Source organism: Psychromicrobium ferritrahens, assembly GCF_043789415.1.
In the GTDB taxonomy this organism is placed as follows: Bacteria; Actinomycetota; Actinomycetes; order Actinomycetales; family Micrococcaceae; genus Renibacterium.
On sequence record NZ_JBDLLW010000001.1, the window covers coordinates 251756 to 271330 of the forward strand.

Annotated in this window: 15 protein-coding genes; 1 reads left to right on the plus strand and 14 read right to left on the minus strand. The window is 61.1% G+C overall.

What is annotated here, in order from left to right:
- Positions 1-12: 12 nt before the first annotated feature.
- The 14 genes from ABDK06_RS01195 to ABDK06_RS01260 form a co-directional block, all read right to left on the minus strand.
- Complete coding sequence (locus ABDK06_RS01195) at positions 13-984, minus strand: D-2-hydroxyacid dehydrogenase family protein (RefSeq protein WP_394938084.1); 972 nt, start codon at positions 982-984, stop codon at positions 13-15.
- Positions 977-1987 (minus strand): mandelate racemase/muconate lactonizing enzyme family protein, encoded by a 1011-nt coding sequence (locus ABDK06_RS01200; protein WP_394938086.1) that lies wholly within the window; start codon positions 1985-1987, stop codon positions 977-979. Before ABDK06_RS01200 ends, ABDK06_RS01195 begins: the two co-directional genes overlap by 8 nt.
- The gene (locus ABDK06_RS01205; protein WP_394938088.1) at positions 1984-3375 is read right to left on the minus strand and encodes a DUF6025 family protein; all 1392 of its coding nucleotides are present in this window, start codon (positions 3373-3375) and stop codon (positions 1984-1986) included. The genes ABDK06_RS01200 and ABDK06_RS01205 overlap by 4 nt, the downstream gene beginning before the upstream one ends.
- On the minus strand, positions 3372-5882 hold the full coding sequence (acnA, locus tag ABDK06_RS01210) for an aconitate hydratase (RefSeq protein WP_394938090.1): 2511 nt from the start codon (positions 5880-5882) through the stop codon (positions 3372-3374). The genes ABDK06_RS01205 and acnA overlap by 4 nt, the downstream gene beginning before the upstream one ends.
- Positions 5879-7267, minus strand: a complete 1389-nt coding sequence (locus tag ABDK06_RS01215; RefSeq protein WP_394938092.1) for a citrate/2-methylcitrate synthase — start codon at positions 7265-7267, stop codon at positions 5879-5881. The genes acnA and ABDK06_RS01215 overlap by 4 nt, the downstream gene beginning before the upstream one ends.
- Complete coding sequence (locus ABDK06_RS01220) at positions 7264-8850, minus strand: amino acid adenylation domain-containing protein (protein ID WP_394938094.1); 1587 nt, start codon at positions 8848-8850, stop codon at positions 7264-7266. The genes ABDK06_RS01215 and ABDK06_RS01220 overlap by 4 nt, the downstream gene beginning before the upstream one ends.
- A gap of 450 nt (positions 8851-9300) precedes the next feature.
- Positions 9301-10278 carry a class 1b ribonucleoside-diphosphate reductase subunit beta gene (gene nrdF, locus ABDK06_RS01225; RefSeq protein ID WP_394938096.1) on the minus strand — a complete coding sequence of 326 codons (978 nt, stop codon included), beginning with the start codon at positions 10276-10278 and terminating at the stop codon, positions 9301-9303.
- A gap of 172 nt (positions 10279-10450) precedes the next feature.
- Positions 10451-12667, minus strand: coding sequence for a class 1b ribonucleoside-diphosphate reductase subunit alpha (gene nrdE / locus ABDK06_RS01230; RefSeq protein ID WP_394938098.1), 2217 nt, complete (start codon positions 12665-12667; stop codon positions 10451-10453).
- Positions 12661-13077 carry a class Ib ribonucleoside-diphosphate reductase assembly flavoprotein NrdI gene (nrdI, locus tag ABDK06_RS01235; protein ID WP_394938101.1) on the minus strand — a complete coding sequence of 139 codons (417 nt, stop codon included), beginning with the start codon at positions 13075-13077 and terminating at the stop codon, positions 12661-12663. The genes nrdE and nrdI overlap by 7 nt, the downstream gene beginning before the upstream one ends.
- A 79-nt stretch (positions 13078-13156) precedes the next feature.
- Positions 13157-13411: a glutaredoxin-like protein NrdH gene (nrdH, locus tag ABDK06_RS01240; protein WP_394938103.1), complete on the minus strand. Its 255-nt coding sequence runs from the start codon at positions 13409-13411 to the stop codon at positions 13157-13159.
- A gap of 392 nt (positions 13412-13803) precedes the next feature.
- Positions 13804-15030 (minus strand): class I SAM-dependent methyltransferase, encoded by a 1227-nt coding sequence (locus ABDK06_RS01245; RefSeq protein ID WP_394938105.1) that lies wholly within the window; start codon positions 15028-15030, stop codon positions 13804-13806.
- On the minus strand, positions 15027-16304 hold the full coding sequence (locus ABDK06_RS01250; protein ID WP_394938107.1) for a class I SAM-dependent methyltransferase: 1278 nt from the start codon (positions 16302-16304) through the stop codon (positions 15027-15029). Before ABDK06_RS01250 ends, ABDK06_RS01245 begins: the two co-directional genes overlap by 4 nt.
- Positions 16301-17080, minus strand: coding sequence for a DUF1365 domain-containing protein (locus ABDK06_RS01255; RefSeq protein ID WP_394938109.1), 780 nt, complete (start codon positions 17078-17080; stop codon positions 16301-16303). The genes ABDK06_RS01250 and ABDK06_RS01255 overlap by 4 nt, the downstream gene beginning before the upstream one ends.
- Complete coding sequence (locus tag ABDK06_RS01260) at positions 17068-18360, minus strand: NAD(P)/FAD-dependent oxidoreductase (RefSeq protein ID WP_394938111.1); 1293 nt, start codon at positions 18358-18360, stop codon at positions 17068-17070. Before ABDK06_RS01260 ends, ABDK06_RS01255 begins: the two co-directional genes overlap by 13 nt.
- A gap of 133 nt (positions 18361-18493) precedes the next feature.
- On the opposite strand from ABDK06_RS01260, the gene ABDK06_RS01265 reads away from it, so the two are divergent.
- Complete coding sequence (locus ABDK06_RS01265; protein ID WP_394938113.1) at positions 18494-19468, plus strand: LysR family transcriptional regulator; 975 nt, start codon at positions 18494-18496, stop codon at positions 19466-19468.
- Positions 19469-19575: the final 107 nt, after the last annotated feature.

A 19575-nucleotide genomic window follows, 5' to 3' on the forward strand; every position in this document is an offset into this window, starting at 1 on the left:
ATTAGCAGCCTCTCAATTGCTCGGATTCAGCACTCGCACCGGAGTACCTGTGATCAGCGCCGCGATGTCTTCGACAGCGTGGCTGAAGTAGGTGTTCAGATTCTCTTCCGTGACATACCCCAGATGCGGAGTGAGCAGGGTGCGCGGTGCACTCCGCATCGGATGGTCAGCGGGGAGCGGCTCGTGATCGAAGACATCGATCCCCGCCCCGCCGATACTGCCCCCGCGCAAAGCGTTCAGGAGCGCTTCCTGATCGATGATGGCCGATCGCGAGGTGTTGATCAACAGCGCCGAAGAGCGCATCAGAGCCAGCTCCGCCGCGCCGATCAGCCCCGCGCTGCGTTCACTGAGTTTGAGGTGAACAGTGACCACATCGCTGCCGGAGAGCAGTTCTTGCAGCGAACCAGCGTGACGCACCCCCGCCTGCTCGCATTGTTCAACCGTGAGATTGGTGCTCCAGGCGAGCACCTCCATACCGAAGGCCAAACCGACCTTGGCCACCGCGGTCCCGATTCTGCCGAGGCCGATCACCCCGAGGGCACGCCCGTGCAGATCCAGACCCACGGTGCTCTGCCAGCCACCCGAACGTACGACGGCGTCCTCGACCACCAGGTGCCGCGCCAGGCCGAGGATGAGGGCCCAGGTGAGTTCGGCCGGTGGGGTGAGGCTGCTCGCGGTACCACTGACCACTACGCCGTGATCTCGCGCGGCCGCCATATCGATGGCCGTGTTGCGCATCCCGGTGGCCACCAGCAACCGGAGCCGGGGCAGCCGCTCGAAAACGCTCCGTGGAAATTCCACTCGCTCGCGCAGCGTTACGACAATCTCCGCTTCAGCGATCAGAGCCACCAGCTCGTCCTCAGAGGTCGGGTGCTCGGTGATGCTCAGCACCTCGACGGCGTCCGTGACCGGTGACCAGTCTGCACTGCTCAGTGCCACTGACTGGAAGTCATCGAGCACCACGCATCGTAAGCGTTCAGTCATGGCTTCCTCCTATCTTTTTCGTGTCGATCTGGCAGCCGAGTCCGGGGCCCGAAGGGATCTTCAGTGTCCCGTTATCCAAGCTGAGCCCGCGGGCAAAATCGGCGGCCAGCAAGGTTGAACCATCGAGATCTATTTCATCGGCCAGCCCGGCCAGCTGAGCAATCGCGGTCAGGCCGAGCGAGCTCTCCAGCTTACTGCCCAGCATCACCCGCAGCCCGAGCGTGCGAGCGATCCCGATAGCCGTCAGCAGCTCCCCGATGCCTCCGATCCGGAGCATCTTGAGATTCACGCAGGAAACCTTTCCCGCCAATTTAATGATCGCCGCCGTGTTCACCACTGATTCATCGGCAGCAATCGGAACCGGCGAGTCAGTATGCACTCGAGCCAACGCCTCCAGCTCAGCGGCAGGAGTCGGCTGCTCGAAAAGCTCGACCTGCCCAGCGATCTTCTCCGCGACGAACAGGGCTTGATCGGCGGTGAATGAACCATTACCATCAATCCGCAATCCGCCGCTGTACACCGAGCGGATCGCCGCAACCGAGGCGATAGCAGTCTCCGGGGTGACCTTGAGCTTCAAGATCGGAACCGAGCGCATGTTGCGCGCGGCCTGCCTTGTCTCGTCGGGAGTGGCGACCGGCAGGGAAAGAGCAGACGGAGCGCAGTTAAGCCCCTCGAGCCCCAGCATGCTGCGGACGCTCAGCCCGTGCTTGCGTCCGCGCAGATCTTGCAGAGCCATATCGATGCTGGCCCGGACCGCGGCATCGTAGCCGGCTTCAATGAGTTGCCAGCGAATGAGTTCGGTTTCCTCACTTGAGCGGGAGCCGATCAGGGTGGCCGCGGTGCGCAGCTGCTCTACCGGCGCCCCACGAACCGAGCCGTGACCGGTGACGCCGTCTTCGCTGAGCGCCAGCAGCGGCTGAATCACCGCCGTGGTAACGCCCTGAGAATTGCGGAACGGCAGGGCCAGCGGAAGCTCGAATGACTCCACTGTCGCTTCGATCATGCTGAGCCCTCCTCGAAGGCCGCGACGATCGCGCAGGCTTCAGCAATGCCGAGTTTCCGGAATCCCTCAGGTTCTACGGAGCAGGCTTCCGGCAGCGGAGCACCTTCCCGAGGCACCCCGGAGCCCGGGAGGAATCTACCCCGCAAATACGATGAGAGCTGTTCTGCGTGCTCGACGAACCAGGCCCTGGCTTTCTCCCCCGCATGCTCGGCACCGAGACCCGCGGTGGCGGAGAAAAGCTCGCTGAGCAGTTCGGCGTCTCGGGGCTCCCTGGAGGTGGGACAAAGCATGAAAACAGCGGCCGGCAGCAGCGCGATCACGGTTCGCTGGACCTGGGGATAGCCTTCCAGCAAGGGGTCGAGCAGGGCTCGAAGACTGCGCTGGGCGGTGGTCCGGATCAGGTACCCGCTGCGCAGCGGCGGCGCACCAGCCATCGCCCGCGCACCCCAATGCAGGTGCACTTGATAAGGCGATTCGGCGACCGGCCCCCTTTCCCCTCGATGGCGATGAGTACTGAGCAGGGCGAAGAGCACATTGGTGCACTGCAAAGAGATCACTGGAAGCTGCTGAGGTACTGAGCCGATGCGATCAAAAAATGCTTCTGGTTCGACAAGCGCTGACACGAGTTCCAGGGCGGCTTCGGCCACGCTGCTGGCATCAGGGTAATACGACCCGGCCAAGCTGAATCCTGACCCTTCGGGCACTAGAGCACCGCGATCCACCGTGCCATCGAGCGCCACCGCATGGCTGATGATCTCATCAAAGGCCTGGCTGCGTCCCTGGGCCGCTGCACGGCCGATGAGTTCGGTGAGCAAGGCCGCGACGAGGGTACGATTCCTCAGCAGAACCGCCGCCCAGGAGGTAAAAGCATAGGGCGCTTCATGCACCATGCGCTGCCACTGCAGCGTTGCCAGAGGCTGGATCGAACCCGCATGTTCCACTTGCACGAGCGGGCAGAAGAGCGGCTCCGCCCTTTCCCTGCGGACGAAACGCTGACCGTTCCAGGTGTAGATCGGAAGCTCGATGCGCCGTCCCTGATCGATGATCGATCCGGGAGCATAAGCCTCATCGCCGCCTGGCGCCGCCGCTTCAGTCCGGGTGAAGCCGTAGATCAGCGGATAGCCATAGCGCTGTCCGCAAATCGTGGAATTGAAATCCATGGGTCCGGCCCGGGTCGCCGCGATATCAGACCAGTTGCCCAGGTGACCGGTGCGCGGCGGGGTCAGGCTCTGATCAGCCTCCATCAGCTTGAGGGCTTCGCCGATGCTGACTTCACCGAGCCCTAGATGCACCGCGGCTATTGATCGGCGGGCGGCTGCGACTTCGCTGGCTCCGAAGGTGCGCTCAAGCTGCAATGCCTCAATCAGTGTGTGCGTGTTGACGGTCATGCCCCGATTTCCTCAAGGAACGTGGCAAAGACCCCTCCGCTGGCGAGCAGCTTCCGCTCGCGTTCGGTACGGACATCGAGCTGGACCGGGACGGAATGCCCTTCCGAGCTGCTCAGCTGCAAGCCGCCGTCCTCGCCGCGCAGCAGTTCCAGCGTCTCTTTTCCGGTCAGGCCTATTTCTTGCCAGGAGGAAGGGAGCACGATAGGTGCGATGCCCATAGCGCAGAGGTTGTTCCGGTGGATCGATTCGAAGCTCTGCGCGAGCACTGCCCGGACGCCGAGCAGGCCAGGAGCCTTCGCCGCCCAGTCCCTCGACGAGCCGGAGCCGTACCGCCGCCCGGCAAGCACCACGAGCGGCGTCTCCGACGCCCGGTAACGAGCCGCGGCGTCGAAGATCGGCATCGTTTCGCCGGAATCCAGATGGAGGGTGAGCCCCGCGGGACTATTGGGGGTGAGCGCATTGCGCAATTTGGAGTTGGTGAAGGCACCACGGGCCATCACCTCATGATTTCCCCTACGGGATCCGAAGGAATTCATCACCGCTTCACCTTGTTCGCGCAAGTACCTGCCAGCCACCGAAGAGAGCGGAATGCTCCCGACCGGGGAGATGTCGTCGGTGGTGACATTGTCGCCCAGCGCCAGAAGCACTCGGAAGCCCCGCAGCGAGGTGAATTCCTGCGCTCTTGAGGTGACATAGGAAGGTGAGCGGAGATAGGTCGATTTCTCCGACCAGGGATACCGAGGGCCGCTGGGCATCTGGAGGGTCTGCCACAGTTCATGTTCTTGACGACGCTGGGAAAGCGCCTCGGCAGTGACGTAGTTGCGCACCGTCTCCGAGATTTCTCGCCGGCTCGGCCACAGTTCGCTCAGCATGACAGGTTCGCCGTCCGCGTCGAAGCCCAGTGGCTCATGATCGAGATCCAGCGCGACGTTTCCCGCGATGGCAAGGGCGACGACGAGAGCGGGAGAGGTGAGATAGCTGCCAGCGGTATCGGCGTGCACTCGTCCCGGGAAATTGCGGTTACCGGAGACCACGGCCGCCACCGGCAACCCGTGCTCTGCAATGGCTTCGCTGACCTCCGGCAGCAGCCCCCCACCACCGCCATTGCAGGTCATGCAGCCGTAGCCGGCGACGTGGAAACCGAAATGCTCTAAATCGGTGAGCAATCCTGAATCGGTGAGATACCTAGTGACCGAGGGCGAGCCGGGAGACAGACTGGTTTTCACCCAAGAAGGCACCGTGCAGCCACGCTGCCGAGCCCGCCGGGCGAGCAGCCCGGCGGTGATCATCGAGGCGGGGTTCGCGGTATTGGTGCACGAGGTGATCGCGGCGATGGCCACGGCGCCCGGGGCGAGCCGCTGCCGGGCGGTGGCATCCGGCAGCTCCGCACAGACTTCGGTGAAGGAAGCACCGAGATTGGCCGGTTGCACCAGCTGGTCAGGGCGGGAAGGCCCGGCAAGGCTCGCGGAAATCGCGGACAGATCGATCTCGAGAATCTCCTCGAAGACCGGCACCGCACCGGCGGCGTAATCGTGCAGCAATCCCATGCTCTCGAGAACCGTCCGAGCCGCTTCTACGACGTCCTTCGATCGTCCGGTGAGGGTGAGGTAATCGAGGACCTGGGCATCGGTGGGAAAGAGCGCGGAGATCACCCCGTATTCGGGAGCCATATTGGCCACGGTACAGCGGTCGGCGACCGTCAGGGTGCCCACTCCTGCCCCGCAGAACTCGATCATGGCGGGGCCGAGTTCGGCTTCTCTGATTCGCTGAGCGATCACCAGCGCCAGATCGCTGGCCTGAGCAGTCTCGGAGAGCGCGCCGCTGAGCCGTACACCGACCAACCGGGGCATCCGAAACGTCAGTGGCTCGCCGAGCACCACCGATTGCGCGTCCATTCCTCCGACGCCCCAGCCCAGCACGCCGAGCCCGTTCATCATAGTGGTGTGGCTATCGGTACCGAGCACCGTCTCCGGGAGCCAGCCGTGCTCCCCCTCCACGACGAGGGTGCAGAGCCGCTCGATATTGATCTGATGCACGATGCCCGCTCCGGGCGGATGCACGGTCACCCGGCTGAAGGCGGTCGCGGCCCATTTGAGGAAGGCGAACCGCTCGGCATTCCTTTCGAGCTCGGTTGATTCATTGCGTGCCAAGGCAAGAGGTCCTGCTGTCCACTCGGCCTGCACGGAGTGATCGATCACGACGTCGATGGGCACCAAGGGACTCACCAGGCCAGGTTCCGGGGCCACGTCCCGGAGCGCCGCAAGGTCAACCAGCATGGGAACGGCGGTGTAGTCCTGCATCACCATTCGCGTCGGCTGCATAGACACTTCGAAAAGCTCTGATTCATTGCCCGGCTCCAGCAGTCGCTGCGCCGCTGCCTGCTCACCGCGGGCTAGCAGGTTCACCGCGAGCAATCGCTTGGTATAAGGAATCCGATCCGCGGTGCGCTCAGCCTGACGGAGCACCTCGCGCAGATCAACCGCGAATTCATAGCTTGCACGACTCATTGCTGGCCCTTTCCGACCGTGAGCAGCGATTCAGGCTGCTTGTAGCGTAATAGGGGACGGATCAGCACATTATTGGCTCTTTGCTCCAGGACGTGCGCGATCCAGCCGGGCAAGCGCCCGAGCACGAAGATAGCGACCGCGACGTCGTCCGGGATGCCGAGAAGCCGGTAAGTTAGCCCGGCGTACAGGTCGACGTTGGGGGCCACGCCGTGCCTGGCGCGCGGCGCCATGGCGGCGGCCAGTGCGTCGAGAATTTTCAATCGCCGGTCATCGCGGCGGGCTTCGGAGAGCTCCAGAACGCACTCCCGCAAATGCCCCGCCCGCGGATCGACCACCCGATAGACCCGGTGCCCGAAACCCATCACGGGTTCCCCTGCCGCGAGTTTCCTGGCCACGTAGCTCTCCGCTTCCTCCGGCTGACTGAGTTCATCGAAGACGTCGAGCACTCCTTCGGAAGCGCCGCCGTGCCTGCGTCCGGTGAAGGTGGCAATGGCGGCAGTAATGGCGTTGATCATGCCGGCTTCCGTGCTGGTGGCCACCCGAGCGGTGAAGGTCGAAGCATTCGAACTGTGATCGGCGTGGATGATCAGCGCACGATTGAAAACCCGAACCGCAATTTCATCAGGGCTCTCACCGGTGAGGGCTTTCAGGACGATCTCCGCATAGCATGCCCCTTCGCCTGGGTCGGGAATTGCCCGGCCGTCCCGGAGCGCAAGGTGCGTAGCGAGGATCATCGGCACACTGCCGAGAAGCATCAGCCCTCGCGCCCTCGCCTCATCGATGGTCTCATCGAAGACCCCCTGTGCGTGCAGCGGGGAGAGCGCTCCGAGGGCGGAAACCGCGGTGCGCAGCACCTCGAGCGGATGGGCTGCCCGAAGCATGCCGATCAGCTGCACGATGGAATCCGGCAAGGTCATTCCGGTGAGGAGGGCTGCCCGCAGCACCTGCAATTCATGCTCCGAGGGTAAATAACCCTCGATCAGCAAATGCATGACTTCTTCGGCGCTCGCCCTCTCCACCAGATCGTGGATGCTGAAGCCGCGGTACTCCAGTTCACCGAGCTCGCCATCGATCCGGGTGATCGCTGAGTGATCGAATTCCACTCCGTCGAGGCCTCGGTGCACCCGATGATCAGGAGCAGAAGGTGCATCATTTTCGATGAGTCGCCCGCCTGCCGCCACGAAGCCCTTGATATCCGCTACCGTCCGGAGTCGGTGCACCAGCTCGGGAGCGATCTCGAGTTCGAAGGCGGTCTCAATACTGCTCATGATGTTCACATGCCCGAGAGAATCCCAGTCGGGGAAGGATTGATACGCGAGATCGTCTTTGACCTCAGCCGGTTTGATGCCCAGCGCCTGGGCAATCACCTCGTTGACGGTGGTCATGCCAGTTTTTCCCCGTTCAGCATGCGGGTGAGGGCACCCCTATCGATTTTGCCATTGGCATTGAGTGGAAACTCTTCGAGATAACTGATCGTTCTGGGCACCATATAGCTGGGCAGCCGTGCAGCCAGACCGCGGCGAAAAGCATCCGCTGGTACTTCCCCGATCACAAATCCGTGGAGAGCTGCTCCATCCGAGGTTGGAACGCAGACCGCTTGCAGGCAGCCCTCGGCACGCATGGCCGCTTCGACTTCGCCCAGCTCCACCCGATGTCCTCCGACCTGCACCTGATGGTCGAGGCGTCCCAGGTGAATCAATCCCGCGCTGCGGGCCACTACCAGGTCTCCGGTGCGGTAACACCGTAGGCCCTGAACTTCGACGAAACGCCCTTCGTCGAGCTGCGGAGCACGCCAGTAGCCCGCGGTCATCTGGGAGCCGGTGACGCAGAGCTCCCCCGCCTCTCCAGGACTGACCGGAAGGTCTCGCTCATCGAGCACGAAACCCACCATGTCCTCGTAAAGTTCACCGATCGGGACATTGCCTCGTACGCATTCCTGAGGTGAAAGCACGGGATCCCAACGATAGGCGGAGCAAGCAATGGTGAGTTCTGTCGGGCCGTAGAGATTCTCCAGGATCGAGTTGGCAGCAGCGGCTTGCCACACCGTGGCGCCGTGTTCGGTCAGTGCTTCACCGCAGAACAGGCTGAGCCGCAGACTCGGCATCGAGGCGGGTTTGAGCCCCGAAGCACGCTCCGCCGCGGTGATCACCGACGGCACGGAGAACCACACGGTGAGACCATGCCGGGCCACGTAGCTCGCCGGGTCGAGGAGTTCAATCGGGTCCGCCGGGCACAGCGTAGCCCCGTGTTCCCAGGCCATGAACATATCGAAAACCGAAAGATCGAAGGTCTGCTCGAAAGTCTGCGAAAGCCGGTCATCTGTGCTGATCCGGTAGCGTCGCTGGTTGACCGAAAGATGCGCCCGGACGTTGCGATGGCTGATCGGCACGCCCTTCGGGGCTCCGGTCGTCCCGGAGGTGAAGAGCAGGTACGCCAGATCATCTGGCTCCGCGGAGATCGGCTGCGGTAAGGGAGTAGCGAAGTGAAGTGCGGCGGCATCGAGCAGAACGGCGTCACCGAGCTGAACGCCGCTGAGTTGAGATGCGGAACTCTGCGGGAAGCCGATCACGGTACCAGCTTTGACGACGTCGGAAAGCTCGCTCAGCAGCTCCACATTCAAGGCATCGACCAGAATGGCATCGAGATCTGCGGCTTCAACCATGGCCCTAGTGCGTTGCACAGGGTACTTGGGATTCAAGGGCACAAAGGCCGCTCCGGCAGCGAGAGCGGCCGCCACTCCGATATAGGAGACCTCATTGCGGTAAGCCAGGATGCCCACTCTGCGGAGGGGCCGATCGGCTCTTGAAATCAACGCTGAGGCCCAACGCAGGGCGGTAGCGGCGAGCCTGCCATACGAATAGCTCGTCTCCCCCAGCCGCAAAGCCTCGGTACGCTGCTGAACTGAGGCTTGTTGAAAGAGACCGGCGCCGAGGGGGCTGAATGTCGATACCTGATGGGGTGGAGACAATGGCTTCTCCATAGCTTGCAGCATCACCCTAACCGACCTTTCTCCATCGAATAGCGATTCATGAGGCGCGCGCCCAATAGGACTTGAGGTTCTCATGCGGATATCCACGATGACTGTCAGGAAGTCAGGTGAAACGAAAGTAGCATAGCAAAACTCACCTGAATTTGTGCCCTGAATCACACTTTGTTTTTCCGAGCTTGAATTGGCCCTGGGGATTCGGCGCTGAGCTGGGACTTCAGCCGTCACATTCGATAGACGAGTCGTGAAGACCAGACCTGCTGGTCAGGCGCGCTGCACTGGTTTGGCCCACTGAAACGGGGTTTCACTGGGCCAAACCGGTGCAGCCCGGTGAAACTGGGCATTCAATGGGCTGGAGTATTGCCTTATACGCACCAATGGCTGGCCACCCTGCGAGAGCAGAGCAGCCAGCCATTGAATGGTTAAGCGGGTTTAGAAGTCCCAGTCCTCGTCTTCGGTGTTCACGGCCTTGCCGATCACGTAGGACGATCCGGAGCCGGAGAAGAAGTCGTGGTTCTCGTCAGCGTTCGGGCTCAGCGCCGAGAGGATCGCCGGATTCACGTCGGTGACGGTGGCCGGGAACATCGCCTCGTAGCCCAGGTTCATCAGCGCCTTATTGGCGTTGTAGTGCAAGAACTTCTTGACGTCCTCGGCCAGGCCGACCGAGTCGTAGAGATCGTGGGTGTACTGCACTTCGTTCTCGTAGAGCTCGTAGAGCAGATCGAAAGTGTAGGCCTTGATCTCTTCGCGCTTCTCCTCGGAGACCTTCTCCAGACCCTTCTGGAACTTATAGCCGATGTAGTAACCGTGCACCGCTTCATCGCGGATAATCAAGCGGATCAGATCGGCGGTGTTGGTCAGTTTGGCCCGCGAGGACCAGTACATCGGCAGATAGAAACCCGAGTAGAACAGGAAGGACTCCAGCAGAGTGGAGGCGACTTTGCGCTTGAGCGGATCGTCGCCCTGGTAGTAATCCATCACGATCTGCGCTTTTTTCTGCAGGTTCTCGTTCTCCACTGACCAGCGGAAGGCCTCGTCGATCTCCTTGGTGGAACACAGCGTGGAAAAGATCGAAGAGTAGCTCTTGGCGTGCACCGACTCCATAAAGGCGATATTGGTGTACACCGCCTCCTCGTGCGGGGTGATCGCATCGGGAATCAGGCTGACCGCCCCCACGGTGCCCTGAATGGTGTCCAGCAAGGTCAGCCCGGTGAACACCCGCATGGTGAGCTGCTGCTCATCCGGGGTCAGCGTGGCCCAGGACTGCACATCATTGGAGAGCGGCACCTTCTCGGGCAACCAGAAGTTGTTCACCAGCCGGTTCCAGACCTCGACGTCCTTCTCGTCCGGAATCCGGTTCCAGTTGATCGCCTGGACGTGATCGACCAATTTGAGCTTATCGGGTGTCATCTTGTTTCCTCGTGCTGTCTATGTGTTGCTCCGAAGCGGGCGGGCAAGTACTTAATTGCGGTGCGATGGGGCCACGCGATCGAGGGCCCCGAAACGAGCTTGCGAGTTTTGGGAGATCGTGGGGACGGGCGAGACTGCCTGCCCGTCCCAACTGCCTGGGCCGACGTCGTGATCAGAGCATGCAGCTAACGCAGCCCTCTACTTCGGTGCCTTCCAGCGCGAGCTGGCGGAGCCGGATGTAGTAGACGGTCTTGATGCCCTTGCGCCAAGCGTAGATCTGCGCCTTGTTGATATCGCGCGTGGTGGCGGTGTCCTTGAAGAACAGGGTCAGCGAGAGGCCCTGATCGACGTGCTGGGTTGCCGCAGCGTAGGTGTCGATGATCTTCTCGTAGCCGATCTCGTAGGCGTCCTGGTAGTACTCCAGGTTGTCGTTGGTCAGGTACGGCGCCGGGTAGTAGACGCGGCCGATCTTGCCTTCCTTGCGGATCTCGATCTTCGAGGCCACCGGGTGGATCGAGGAGGTCGAGTTGTTGATGTAGCTGATCGAGCCGGTCGGCGGCACCGCCTGGAGGTTCTGGTTGTAGATGCCGTGCTCCATGACGGAGGCTTTGAGTTCCCGCCAGTCGTCCTGGGTGGGGATGTGCACCTTGGCGAAGAGCTCCTGGACGCGTTCGGTCTGCGGCAGCCATTCCTGATCGGTGTACTTATCGAAGAACTCACCGGAGGCGTACTTGGAGTTCTCGAAGCCGCCGAACTTCTGGCCGGTCTCGATGGCCAGCAGGTTGGAGGCCCGCAATGCGTGGAACAGCACGGTGTAGAAGTAGATATTGGTGAAATCCAAGCCCTCTTCGGAGCCGTAGTGCACGCGTTCCCGAGCCAGGTAGCCATGCAGGTTCATCTGGCCCAGGCCGATGGCGTGCGATGCCGCGTTGCCCAGGGCGATGGACGGCACCGACTTGATATCGGACATATCCGAGACGGCGGAGAGCGCCCGGATCGAAGTCTCGATGGTGGTGCCGAAGTCCGGTGAATCCATCGTCTTGGCGATGTTCAGCGAGCCGAGGTTGCAAGAGATATCCTTGCCGGTCTCGGCGTAGGAGAGGTCGTCGTTGTAGACGGTGGGCTTGGAGACCTGCAGGATCTCAGAGCAGAGGTTGCTCATGATGATCTTGCCTTCGATCGGATTCGCCCGGTTCACGGTGTCCTCGAACATGATGTACGGGTAACCGGATTCGAACTGGATCTCCGCGAGGGTCTGGAAGAACTCACGAGCCTTGATCTTGGTCTTCTTGATCCGCGAATCGTCGACCATCTCGTAGTACTTCTCGGTCACCGAGATATCGGAGAACGGCATGCCGTAGACCTTCTCGACGTCGTACGGCGAGAAGAGGTACATGTCCTCGTCGCGCTTAGCGAGCTCGAAGGTGATGTCCGGGACGACGACGCCGAGTGAGAGGGTCTTGATCCGGATCTTCTCGTCCGCGTTCTCCCGCTTGGTGTCCAGGAAGCGGTTGATGTCCGGGTGATGCGCGTGCAGGTAGACCGCACCGGCACCCTGACGGGCACCGAGCTGATTGGCGTAGGAGAAGGAATCCTCCAGGAGCTTCATGACCGGGATGACGCCGGAGGACTGGTTCTCGATCTGCTTGATCGGCGCGCCGACCTCGCGGATATTAGTCAGGGCGAAGGCCACACCGCCGCCGCGCTTGGAGAGCTGTAGCGCGGAGTTGATCGAGCGGCCGATTGACTCCATATTGTCTTCGATGCGCAGCAGGAAGCAGGAGACCAATTCGCCGCGCTGCGCCTTGCCTGCGTTCAGGAAGGTCGGGGTGGCCGGCTGGAAACGACCGTCGATGATCTCGTCGACGAGCTTGGTGGCGAGATCTTCATTGCCGCGGGCCAGGTGCAGGGCTACCATGCAGACCCGGTCCTCATAGCGCTCCAGGAAGCGCTTGCCGTCGAAAGTCTTCAGCGTGTAGGAGGTGTAGAACTTGAAGGCGCCCAGGAAGGTCTCGAAACGGAACTTCTTCTTATAGGCGCGGTTGTAGAGTTCGCGGATGAAGTTCATCGTGTACTGATCGAGGGTCTCCCGCTCGTAGTACTGGTTCTTCACCAGGTAGTCGAGTTTCTCTTCCAAGTCGTGGAAGAACACCGTGTTGTTGTTCACGTGCTGCAGGAAGTACTGATGCGCGGCCTCACGGTCGGCGTCGAACTGAATCTTGCCGTCGGCGTCGTAAAGGTTGAGCATCGCGTTGAGCTCATGGTATCCGAGGCCCTGATAGGCCTTGGGGAGCTCCGGCTTGCCCGCTTTAACCGCGTGCTGGCCGGGAGCATTATCCACGGCCTCGCCCTCGGAGAGCGAAGTCACTGTCTCTGCTGTGCCTACCATGGTTGTGTCCAAAACTGTTCCAATCCCTGGTGAACCCGGTCCACATCTTCCGCTGTGCCCATGAGTTCAAATCGATAGAGAAGGGGTACCCGGCATTTGCTGGCGACAATGTCACCGGCCAAACAGTAGGTTTCCCCGAAATTCGTATTTCCGGCGGCTATCACACCGCGGATCAGTGATCGGTTTTGCTCGACGTTGAGGAACTTGATCACTTGCTTCGGCACCGCTCCGTGCCCTGAGTCTCCGCCATAGGTCGGCAGGACCAGCACATAGGGGTTGAGCGCCAGAATAGTTTCATCCTTGGTCATCACCGGCAACCTGGCCGCACTGACATCGAGCTTGTCGACGAAGCGGTGGGTATTGCCGGAGACTGACGAGAAATAAATAACGTTGCTGGTGGTTGGAGTCATGATTCCTTCACCCGCTTCAACGGCCTGCGTTGCTGCGGATCATCCATAGCAACACTGTCGCGCTCAGCGACTGAATGGACTAGGCGACCGAGCTGGCGCTGACGTCGGCGGCCTGGGCGAGTTCTTCGATCTTGTCGGGGCGGAACCCTGACCAGTGATCCTGCTCGGTCACGACGACTGGAGCCTGCAGGTAGCCGAGTGCACGCACCCGCTCCAGTGCTTCGGGGTCCTGAGAGAGGTCGACGCTCTGGTAGGTGATGCCTTTTTTATCCAGAGCCCGGTACGTTGCGTTGCACTGCACACATGCTGGCTTGGTGTAAACCGTGACGGTCATGATCTTCGTCCCCTTCACGCACCCAGATAACTGGCTGCCTTGTCTTCCTTTACGTATCACTTTGCTGACTCTTCAACCCTGTCCTCCGCGATGCTTTGAACAGTTAGCTTTCCGATCCAGATCCGTAAGTCGATACTACATATAGTGGAGGCTAATTGCTTGGACCCCAAGATGATGTATTACAAGTATGTCATTTTATGCACCAATAGTCCACAGGCAAGAAGGAAAAAATCCCCGAAAATCCGTGCTTTTAAGCCACCCTGTCCACAGGGTGTGGAGTACTTAGTCAGTTAAATTTCCGGGCGTGTCACAATCGAATCGGCGTGTCGCGTCTAGTGGTCCCGCTGACGCCTCACCAGCTCTGCCGATGGCACCCTGAATCAAGGCTCCGGCTAAACCACTGAACGGCGCATCAAGATCTGATCCACGCCCATCCGCCCCTGTGCAAAGCTCAGCTCACCGCCGGCTAGATAAAGTTCCCAGACCCGGGTGATCTCCGGCCCCATCATCGACTCTGCGCGGTCGAAGTTCTGCTCGAAGTTCTCCCGCCACGCGGCGATAGTGCGCACATAGTCCTCGCGCAGAGACTGCACACCGAGCACTTCCAAGCCGCCGTCCTCGAAAAAGTCGAGGGTCTCACCGAGCGGTCGCATATGCATATCGGGGGCAATGAAGGCTTCGATGAAGGGGCCGCCGCCGGGGTGCTTACCGCGCCGGGACATCTGCTGCACGAGAGCCGGAGCGCCGGCTTTGAGGTTCTCCCTGATCGCGGTCGCATAGCTGGCGTAGTTCTGCTGGCCAACGTGCTCCCCCATCTCCAGCGAGACCACTGCGTCAAAAGGCCCGCCGGTGATCTCGCGATAGTCCTGCAAGCGAATCTCCACGTGCCCGGCGACACCGCGGTCCTGAGCACGTCGCTCGGCAAAGGCACGCTGCTCGGCGGAGATCGTCACTCCCACCATTTCGACGTCGAACTGCTCAGCTAGCTCAATCGAAAGCGAACCCCAGCCGCAGCCGATATCCAGCACCCGCATCCCCGGTTTCAAGGCGAGTTTCTCGCCCACCAACCGGCATTTGGCCCCCTGCGCCTCGAACAGGGTGCTGGCGCCGCGCTGCCAATAGCCAGAGGAATAGGCCATCCGTTCATCGAGGATCAAACCGTAGAACTCGTTGGAGAGGTCATAGTGATGGCTGATGGCACGCCTATCACGCTGCTTTGAGTGCAACCGCCCCAACAACTTCGCCTGTGAGTCCGGCGCCTTGAGCCTCGGCCCGATCGCTCCGGCCGAACGAGCTAATCCGGTGAGTCTCGCTAAGAGCAGCGGAGTGATCTTGACGGCGCTCAGTTCCCTTTCGCGAACCACATCCCAGACCTTACGCAACGCCGGATAAAGCTCGCCAGACACTTCCAGCTCGCCCAGCACATATGACTGTGAAAGAGCCAGTTCTCCCGGCCCCCAGAGCTGACGCCGCAATACCTCAGCCGAATTCAGGCGCACCACGGGCCGATCATCGGCGTCTCGTTCCGGCGTCGACGAGCCATCCCAGGCGATGATCCGCACCGGCAGTTCACCACCCACCAGCGGTTCCAGCACGCGCGCGAGCTGCTCAGCGATCATCGGCTGCTCGCTTTGGCCTTGCGCAGTTGGAACTGCTGAACGTCCAGATAGCCCGAGGCGAACCCGGCACGGGAGTAGGCGAGGTAGAAATGCCACATCCTGCGGAAGGTCTCATCGAAACCCAGGGCTTCCACTTCCGCTTCATGACGGCTGAATTGCTCGTCCCAGAGCCGCAGCGTCTGAGCGTAGTGCTGGCCGAAAGCCATCCTGTTCTCAATGGTCAGATCGTTCAGAGCGCTCTGCTCGGCGATCAGCTCGGCAGAAGGAATCATGCCGCCCGGAAAAATGTACTTGTGCACCCAGGTGTAACTATTGCGAGTCGCCAGCATGCGCTCGTGACCTATCGTGATGGCCTGCAAGCCGATAGCACCGCCTGGCTTCAGATGGGCAGCCAAAGTGCGGAAGTACTCGGGCATGAATTCGAAGCCCACCGCTTCGATCATTTCCACCGAGACAATGGCATCGAAGGTTCCTTGCACCTTCCGGTAGTCAAGCAACTCGATTCGTACCGAATCAGCGAAGCCAGCCCGCGCAATGCGCGCTTCGGCTAGGTCCTTTTGCTCGCTGCTGAGCGTCACCGAATAAACCTGAGCGCCACGTTGGGCAGCCCGCAGGGCCAGCTCCCCCCAACCGGTGCCGATCTCCAGAAGCCTGCACCCCTGACCGACCCCGGCGAGATCGAGCAGGCGATCGATTTTCGCCTGCTGCGCTGGAGCGAGCTGATCGAAGGTCGGTTCGTCGAGACTCGCGAAATAAGCTGAGGAATAGCTCATCGTCTGGTCCAGGAACTCGGCGAATAGCTCGTTGGAGAGGTCATAATGCCGGGAGATATTGTTCCTGGAGTTATTGACGGTATTGCGTTCGCGCTGTGGTTGGTGCGGCAGGATCGCGCCGCGTAAGGTCTGCAACGGCTGCGGGATCAAGGTGGAGACTCTGGCCGCGAAAACCGTCATCACCCCGGAAAGATCCTGGGCTTCCCATTCCCGGGCCATATAGGCCTCGCCGAGCCCGATCAGGCCATTGTGCGCAAGGCGGGCATAAAAGCTCTTTGGCTCGAGGACATCCATCCTTGGGCCACCCAGGCCAAGCACCGTGCCATCGGGGAAAGCCACCTGAAGAGGCAGCCTTCTCACCGCCGCCCGGAACAGGGAGCCAGCGATCGGGCTGCCGAGCTGCGCTCGGGCCGAGGACGGCGAGCGAGCGATATCCGGCCACAGCTCGGCATTGATTTTGCCGGAGAGGTCGGTTTGTTCAGCGGGAACAGTGTGGGTCATTTGCGCGCCTCCTGGACGGCTGCAGTTGGCTGATTCTTCTGCCGTGCGGGTTGATATTCGGGCTGTGGAGCGTGTTGCGGTCTGGTTTGCACAGGGAGCCCCCGCGACCAGAGTTTCATCCCCTGCCAGAAGATCTGCAGGCTGACCCGCAGCGGCGCTAAAGGAATATCCAGCAACATATGCCTGATATTACGAGGTGTAGCGGGCAATCTGTCGCCCAGTACCGTGGCCACGAAGGGTTTCTCTGCCGCGCGCTCCAAAACGATTGAGAGTCTGACCTTCTCCTCCGGTTCCGGCAGGCTCATCAAATATTCGCCATCGACCGGATAGAAAGGAGAAACATAGAACTCCTTGCTGACCCTGATCTGCGCTGCGTCCTCAACCCCGAGCAAATACAGGTGCCGTTGCCCGTAGGTGTTGTGCACCTCCGCAATAATGCAAGCGAGCGAACCATCGGCGTGGTGGCACCAGAACAGCGAGAGCGGATTGAAAACGTAACCAAGAACGGCGGCATTGCTCAGCATGCTGATCCGGCCCTCGGCCTGGATGTTTTGCGCGGCCAGGTAGTCACGAACATTCTCACCGATGCTCTGCTCGGGATCTCCGAAATGATCACCAGCCCGGAACCGCGCGAACGGTGCGAGCCACCAGGGCAAGCGGGGAGGATTTTCCGGGTCGATGAACCACTGATAGCTCCGATAGGCGAAAGCATTCTGCACCGGTTCACGGCGGACATGCCGGACGGTGATGGCATAGATCGCGTTTACCGAGGCCATTGTCCACCCAATCTCTGGGCTGCTCGCCAGCCGGACAAAGCACCGTCCTCATGGAAGCCCCAGCCGTGATAAGCCCCGGCAAAAACCATCCGCTCGGTGCAGATCTCAGGCAATCTGGTCTGCGCGGCCAGCGAATCCGGCGAGTACTGCGGGTGGTGATAGATCATCTTCTCAATCACCGCGGAGTCGGCGATTCTGCCGGATTCCCCCAAGCTCACCACTAAACGGCCCGCGTTGTGATCAAGAGATTGCAGGCGGCTCAGGTCGTAGCTGACCAGGACGTTCTCCGGTGTGGCACGACATGCAGGAAGATAGTAATTCCAGGAGGCAGCGGCTTTCGCTGAGGTTGGCAGCACCGATGCGTCACTGTGCAGCCAGGTCTCATTGCGTGAGTAAGAGAATGCACCCAGTACCTCGCGCTGCTGTTGAGTAGCCGCATCGCCCAGGAGTTGAAGCGCTTGATCCGGGTGAGTAGCGATCACCACGGCGTCGAAAATCCCGCTCTGTGCACCGCCATCTTCCGTCCAGCCCAGGTGCACACCGTCGGCCACTTCGATCACCGAGCGAACCGCGGCCTGCAGTTTGACGGTGGTGATTGACTTGGCGATCCTTCGAACGTACTCCCGCGAGCCGCCGTCCACGGTCCGCCATTGCGGGGATCCTTTGATGCCGAGCATGCCGTGATGAGCGAGGAATTCAAAGAGGTATCGTGCGGGATACCGCTGTGCGGTGCTCGCATCACAAGACCACACCGCCGAGACCACCGGGGTGATGAAATGACTCCGAAAATAGTCACTGAAATCCTCCGCAGCGAGGAACTCGCCAAGAGTGATCCCTTGCCCCGACGTTTCCAGAAGGGCCCTGGCCTTGCGGTGAAAACGGATCACTTCGAATAGCATACGCAGATAACGAGGTCTCCGCAGCACCTGCCAGCTGGGGAACAATCCCTGGAATCCCTTGGCCCCGGCATACTCCAGCCCGCAGCCGGCGCAGCTGACAGACATCGACATGGTGGTGGGCTTAGTCGGCACTGACAGCTGATCAAAGAGTCGGATCAGGGTCGGGTACGTCTTCTCGTTGAAAACGATGAATCCCGAGTCAACAGCCGTGCCGTCTGGCAATTCGTGGGTGTGTGCGTGCCCGCCAAGCCTCGAATCGGCCTCGAAGAGAGTCACTCGCGCTGAATCGCTGAGCACCCAAGCGGCGAGCAGGCCGGATATTCCGCTCCCGATCACCGCAATCGAGCGCTGTCCTTGCTGACCATCTTGCTGATCAACCACCGACACAGTCCTCCTTAGATCATTGAACTCTCGTAACTCATTCGGCACCGCTCCGTCCTTGGATGGGTGCGCACCGCCTAGAATCGAAAGAGCATTCGCTCTTCGCCGAATCGCCCAGAAAGGTAGCGCAACCATGGTCAATCCGGTGCATCTGCGCACTTTGCTGGAAGTGACCCGTCGTGGCAGTTTCGCGGCTGCCGCAGGTCAACTGGGGTACACAGCTTCGGCGGTGTCCCAGCAGATGGCGGCTCTAGAACGGGAAACTGGGGTGCTGCTCTTTGAGCGGTCGGCACGAGCGGCGCAAGCCACTGAAGCCGCCCAGGTGATGGCCAGGCACGCCGCCAAGGTACTCACCGATCTGGACGCTCTGATGGCAGCAGCCACCAGAGCTCCCGGCGGTGCCTCCGAGGAACTCAGACTCGGCATCTTCCCCTCGCTGGCGAACTACGTGCTGCCCCGGGTGCTGCGGACCAAAGCCTGGCGGGACATGGGCTTGGAGCTGAAACTCTGGGTCGGCGAACCCGCGCAAACCATTCAAGGCTTGCGCAGCGGAGGGGAACTGGACATCGCGCTGGTCTACCAAGTGGGGCAGAGCGGCCTGGCGTGGCCGCAGACCCTCAATCGCAAATGGGTCGCGGATGACCTCTTCCGGGTGGTGCTCCCGCCAGGCTGGGGCATTCGGGACGGCGCTCAGATGTCGGCTTCGCAACTCACCGAGATGCCTTGGATCATGCACCATCCGGGCACCCCGGACGCCACCGTGATCGAGAGGCTCTTCGCTTCCTGCAATCTACATCCCCAGGTAGCCGCATACAGCGATGACTTCAATGCTGGCTTGGCTTTGACGGCGGCAGGTCTGGGAGCCTCGCTGGTCCCCGAGTTGGTGCTCCGGCACAGTCGAGAAAAGTTCGTCGTGGTCGACGTGCCTGAGATCAGGCTGGCCAGGACGGTGTTCGCCTTGATGCCCCAGGAATCGGCACCGGCTAGGCCGCAGATCACCCCCGAGAGCCCGAGCCGAAAGAATGCGGCCACCCTCAGCCTCTTCGTTGAACTGCTTGGTCAGGCCTTTACCGAGGCGATCACCCCGCCGGCCGTTCAGCCTGAATAAGGCTCTCAATGAGTGGTGAACGGGGCAGGATAAGCACTCCTGCCCCGCGAATCCCAGGTTTTAATGGGCCCTGATCGCCCCTCCCGTCGAATCCCTCGATTCATCGG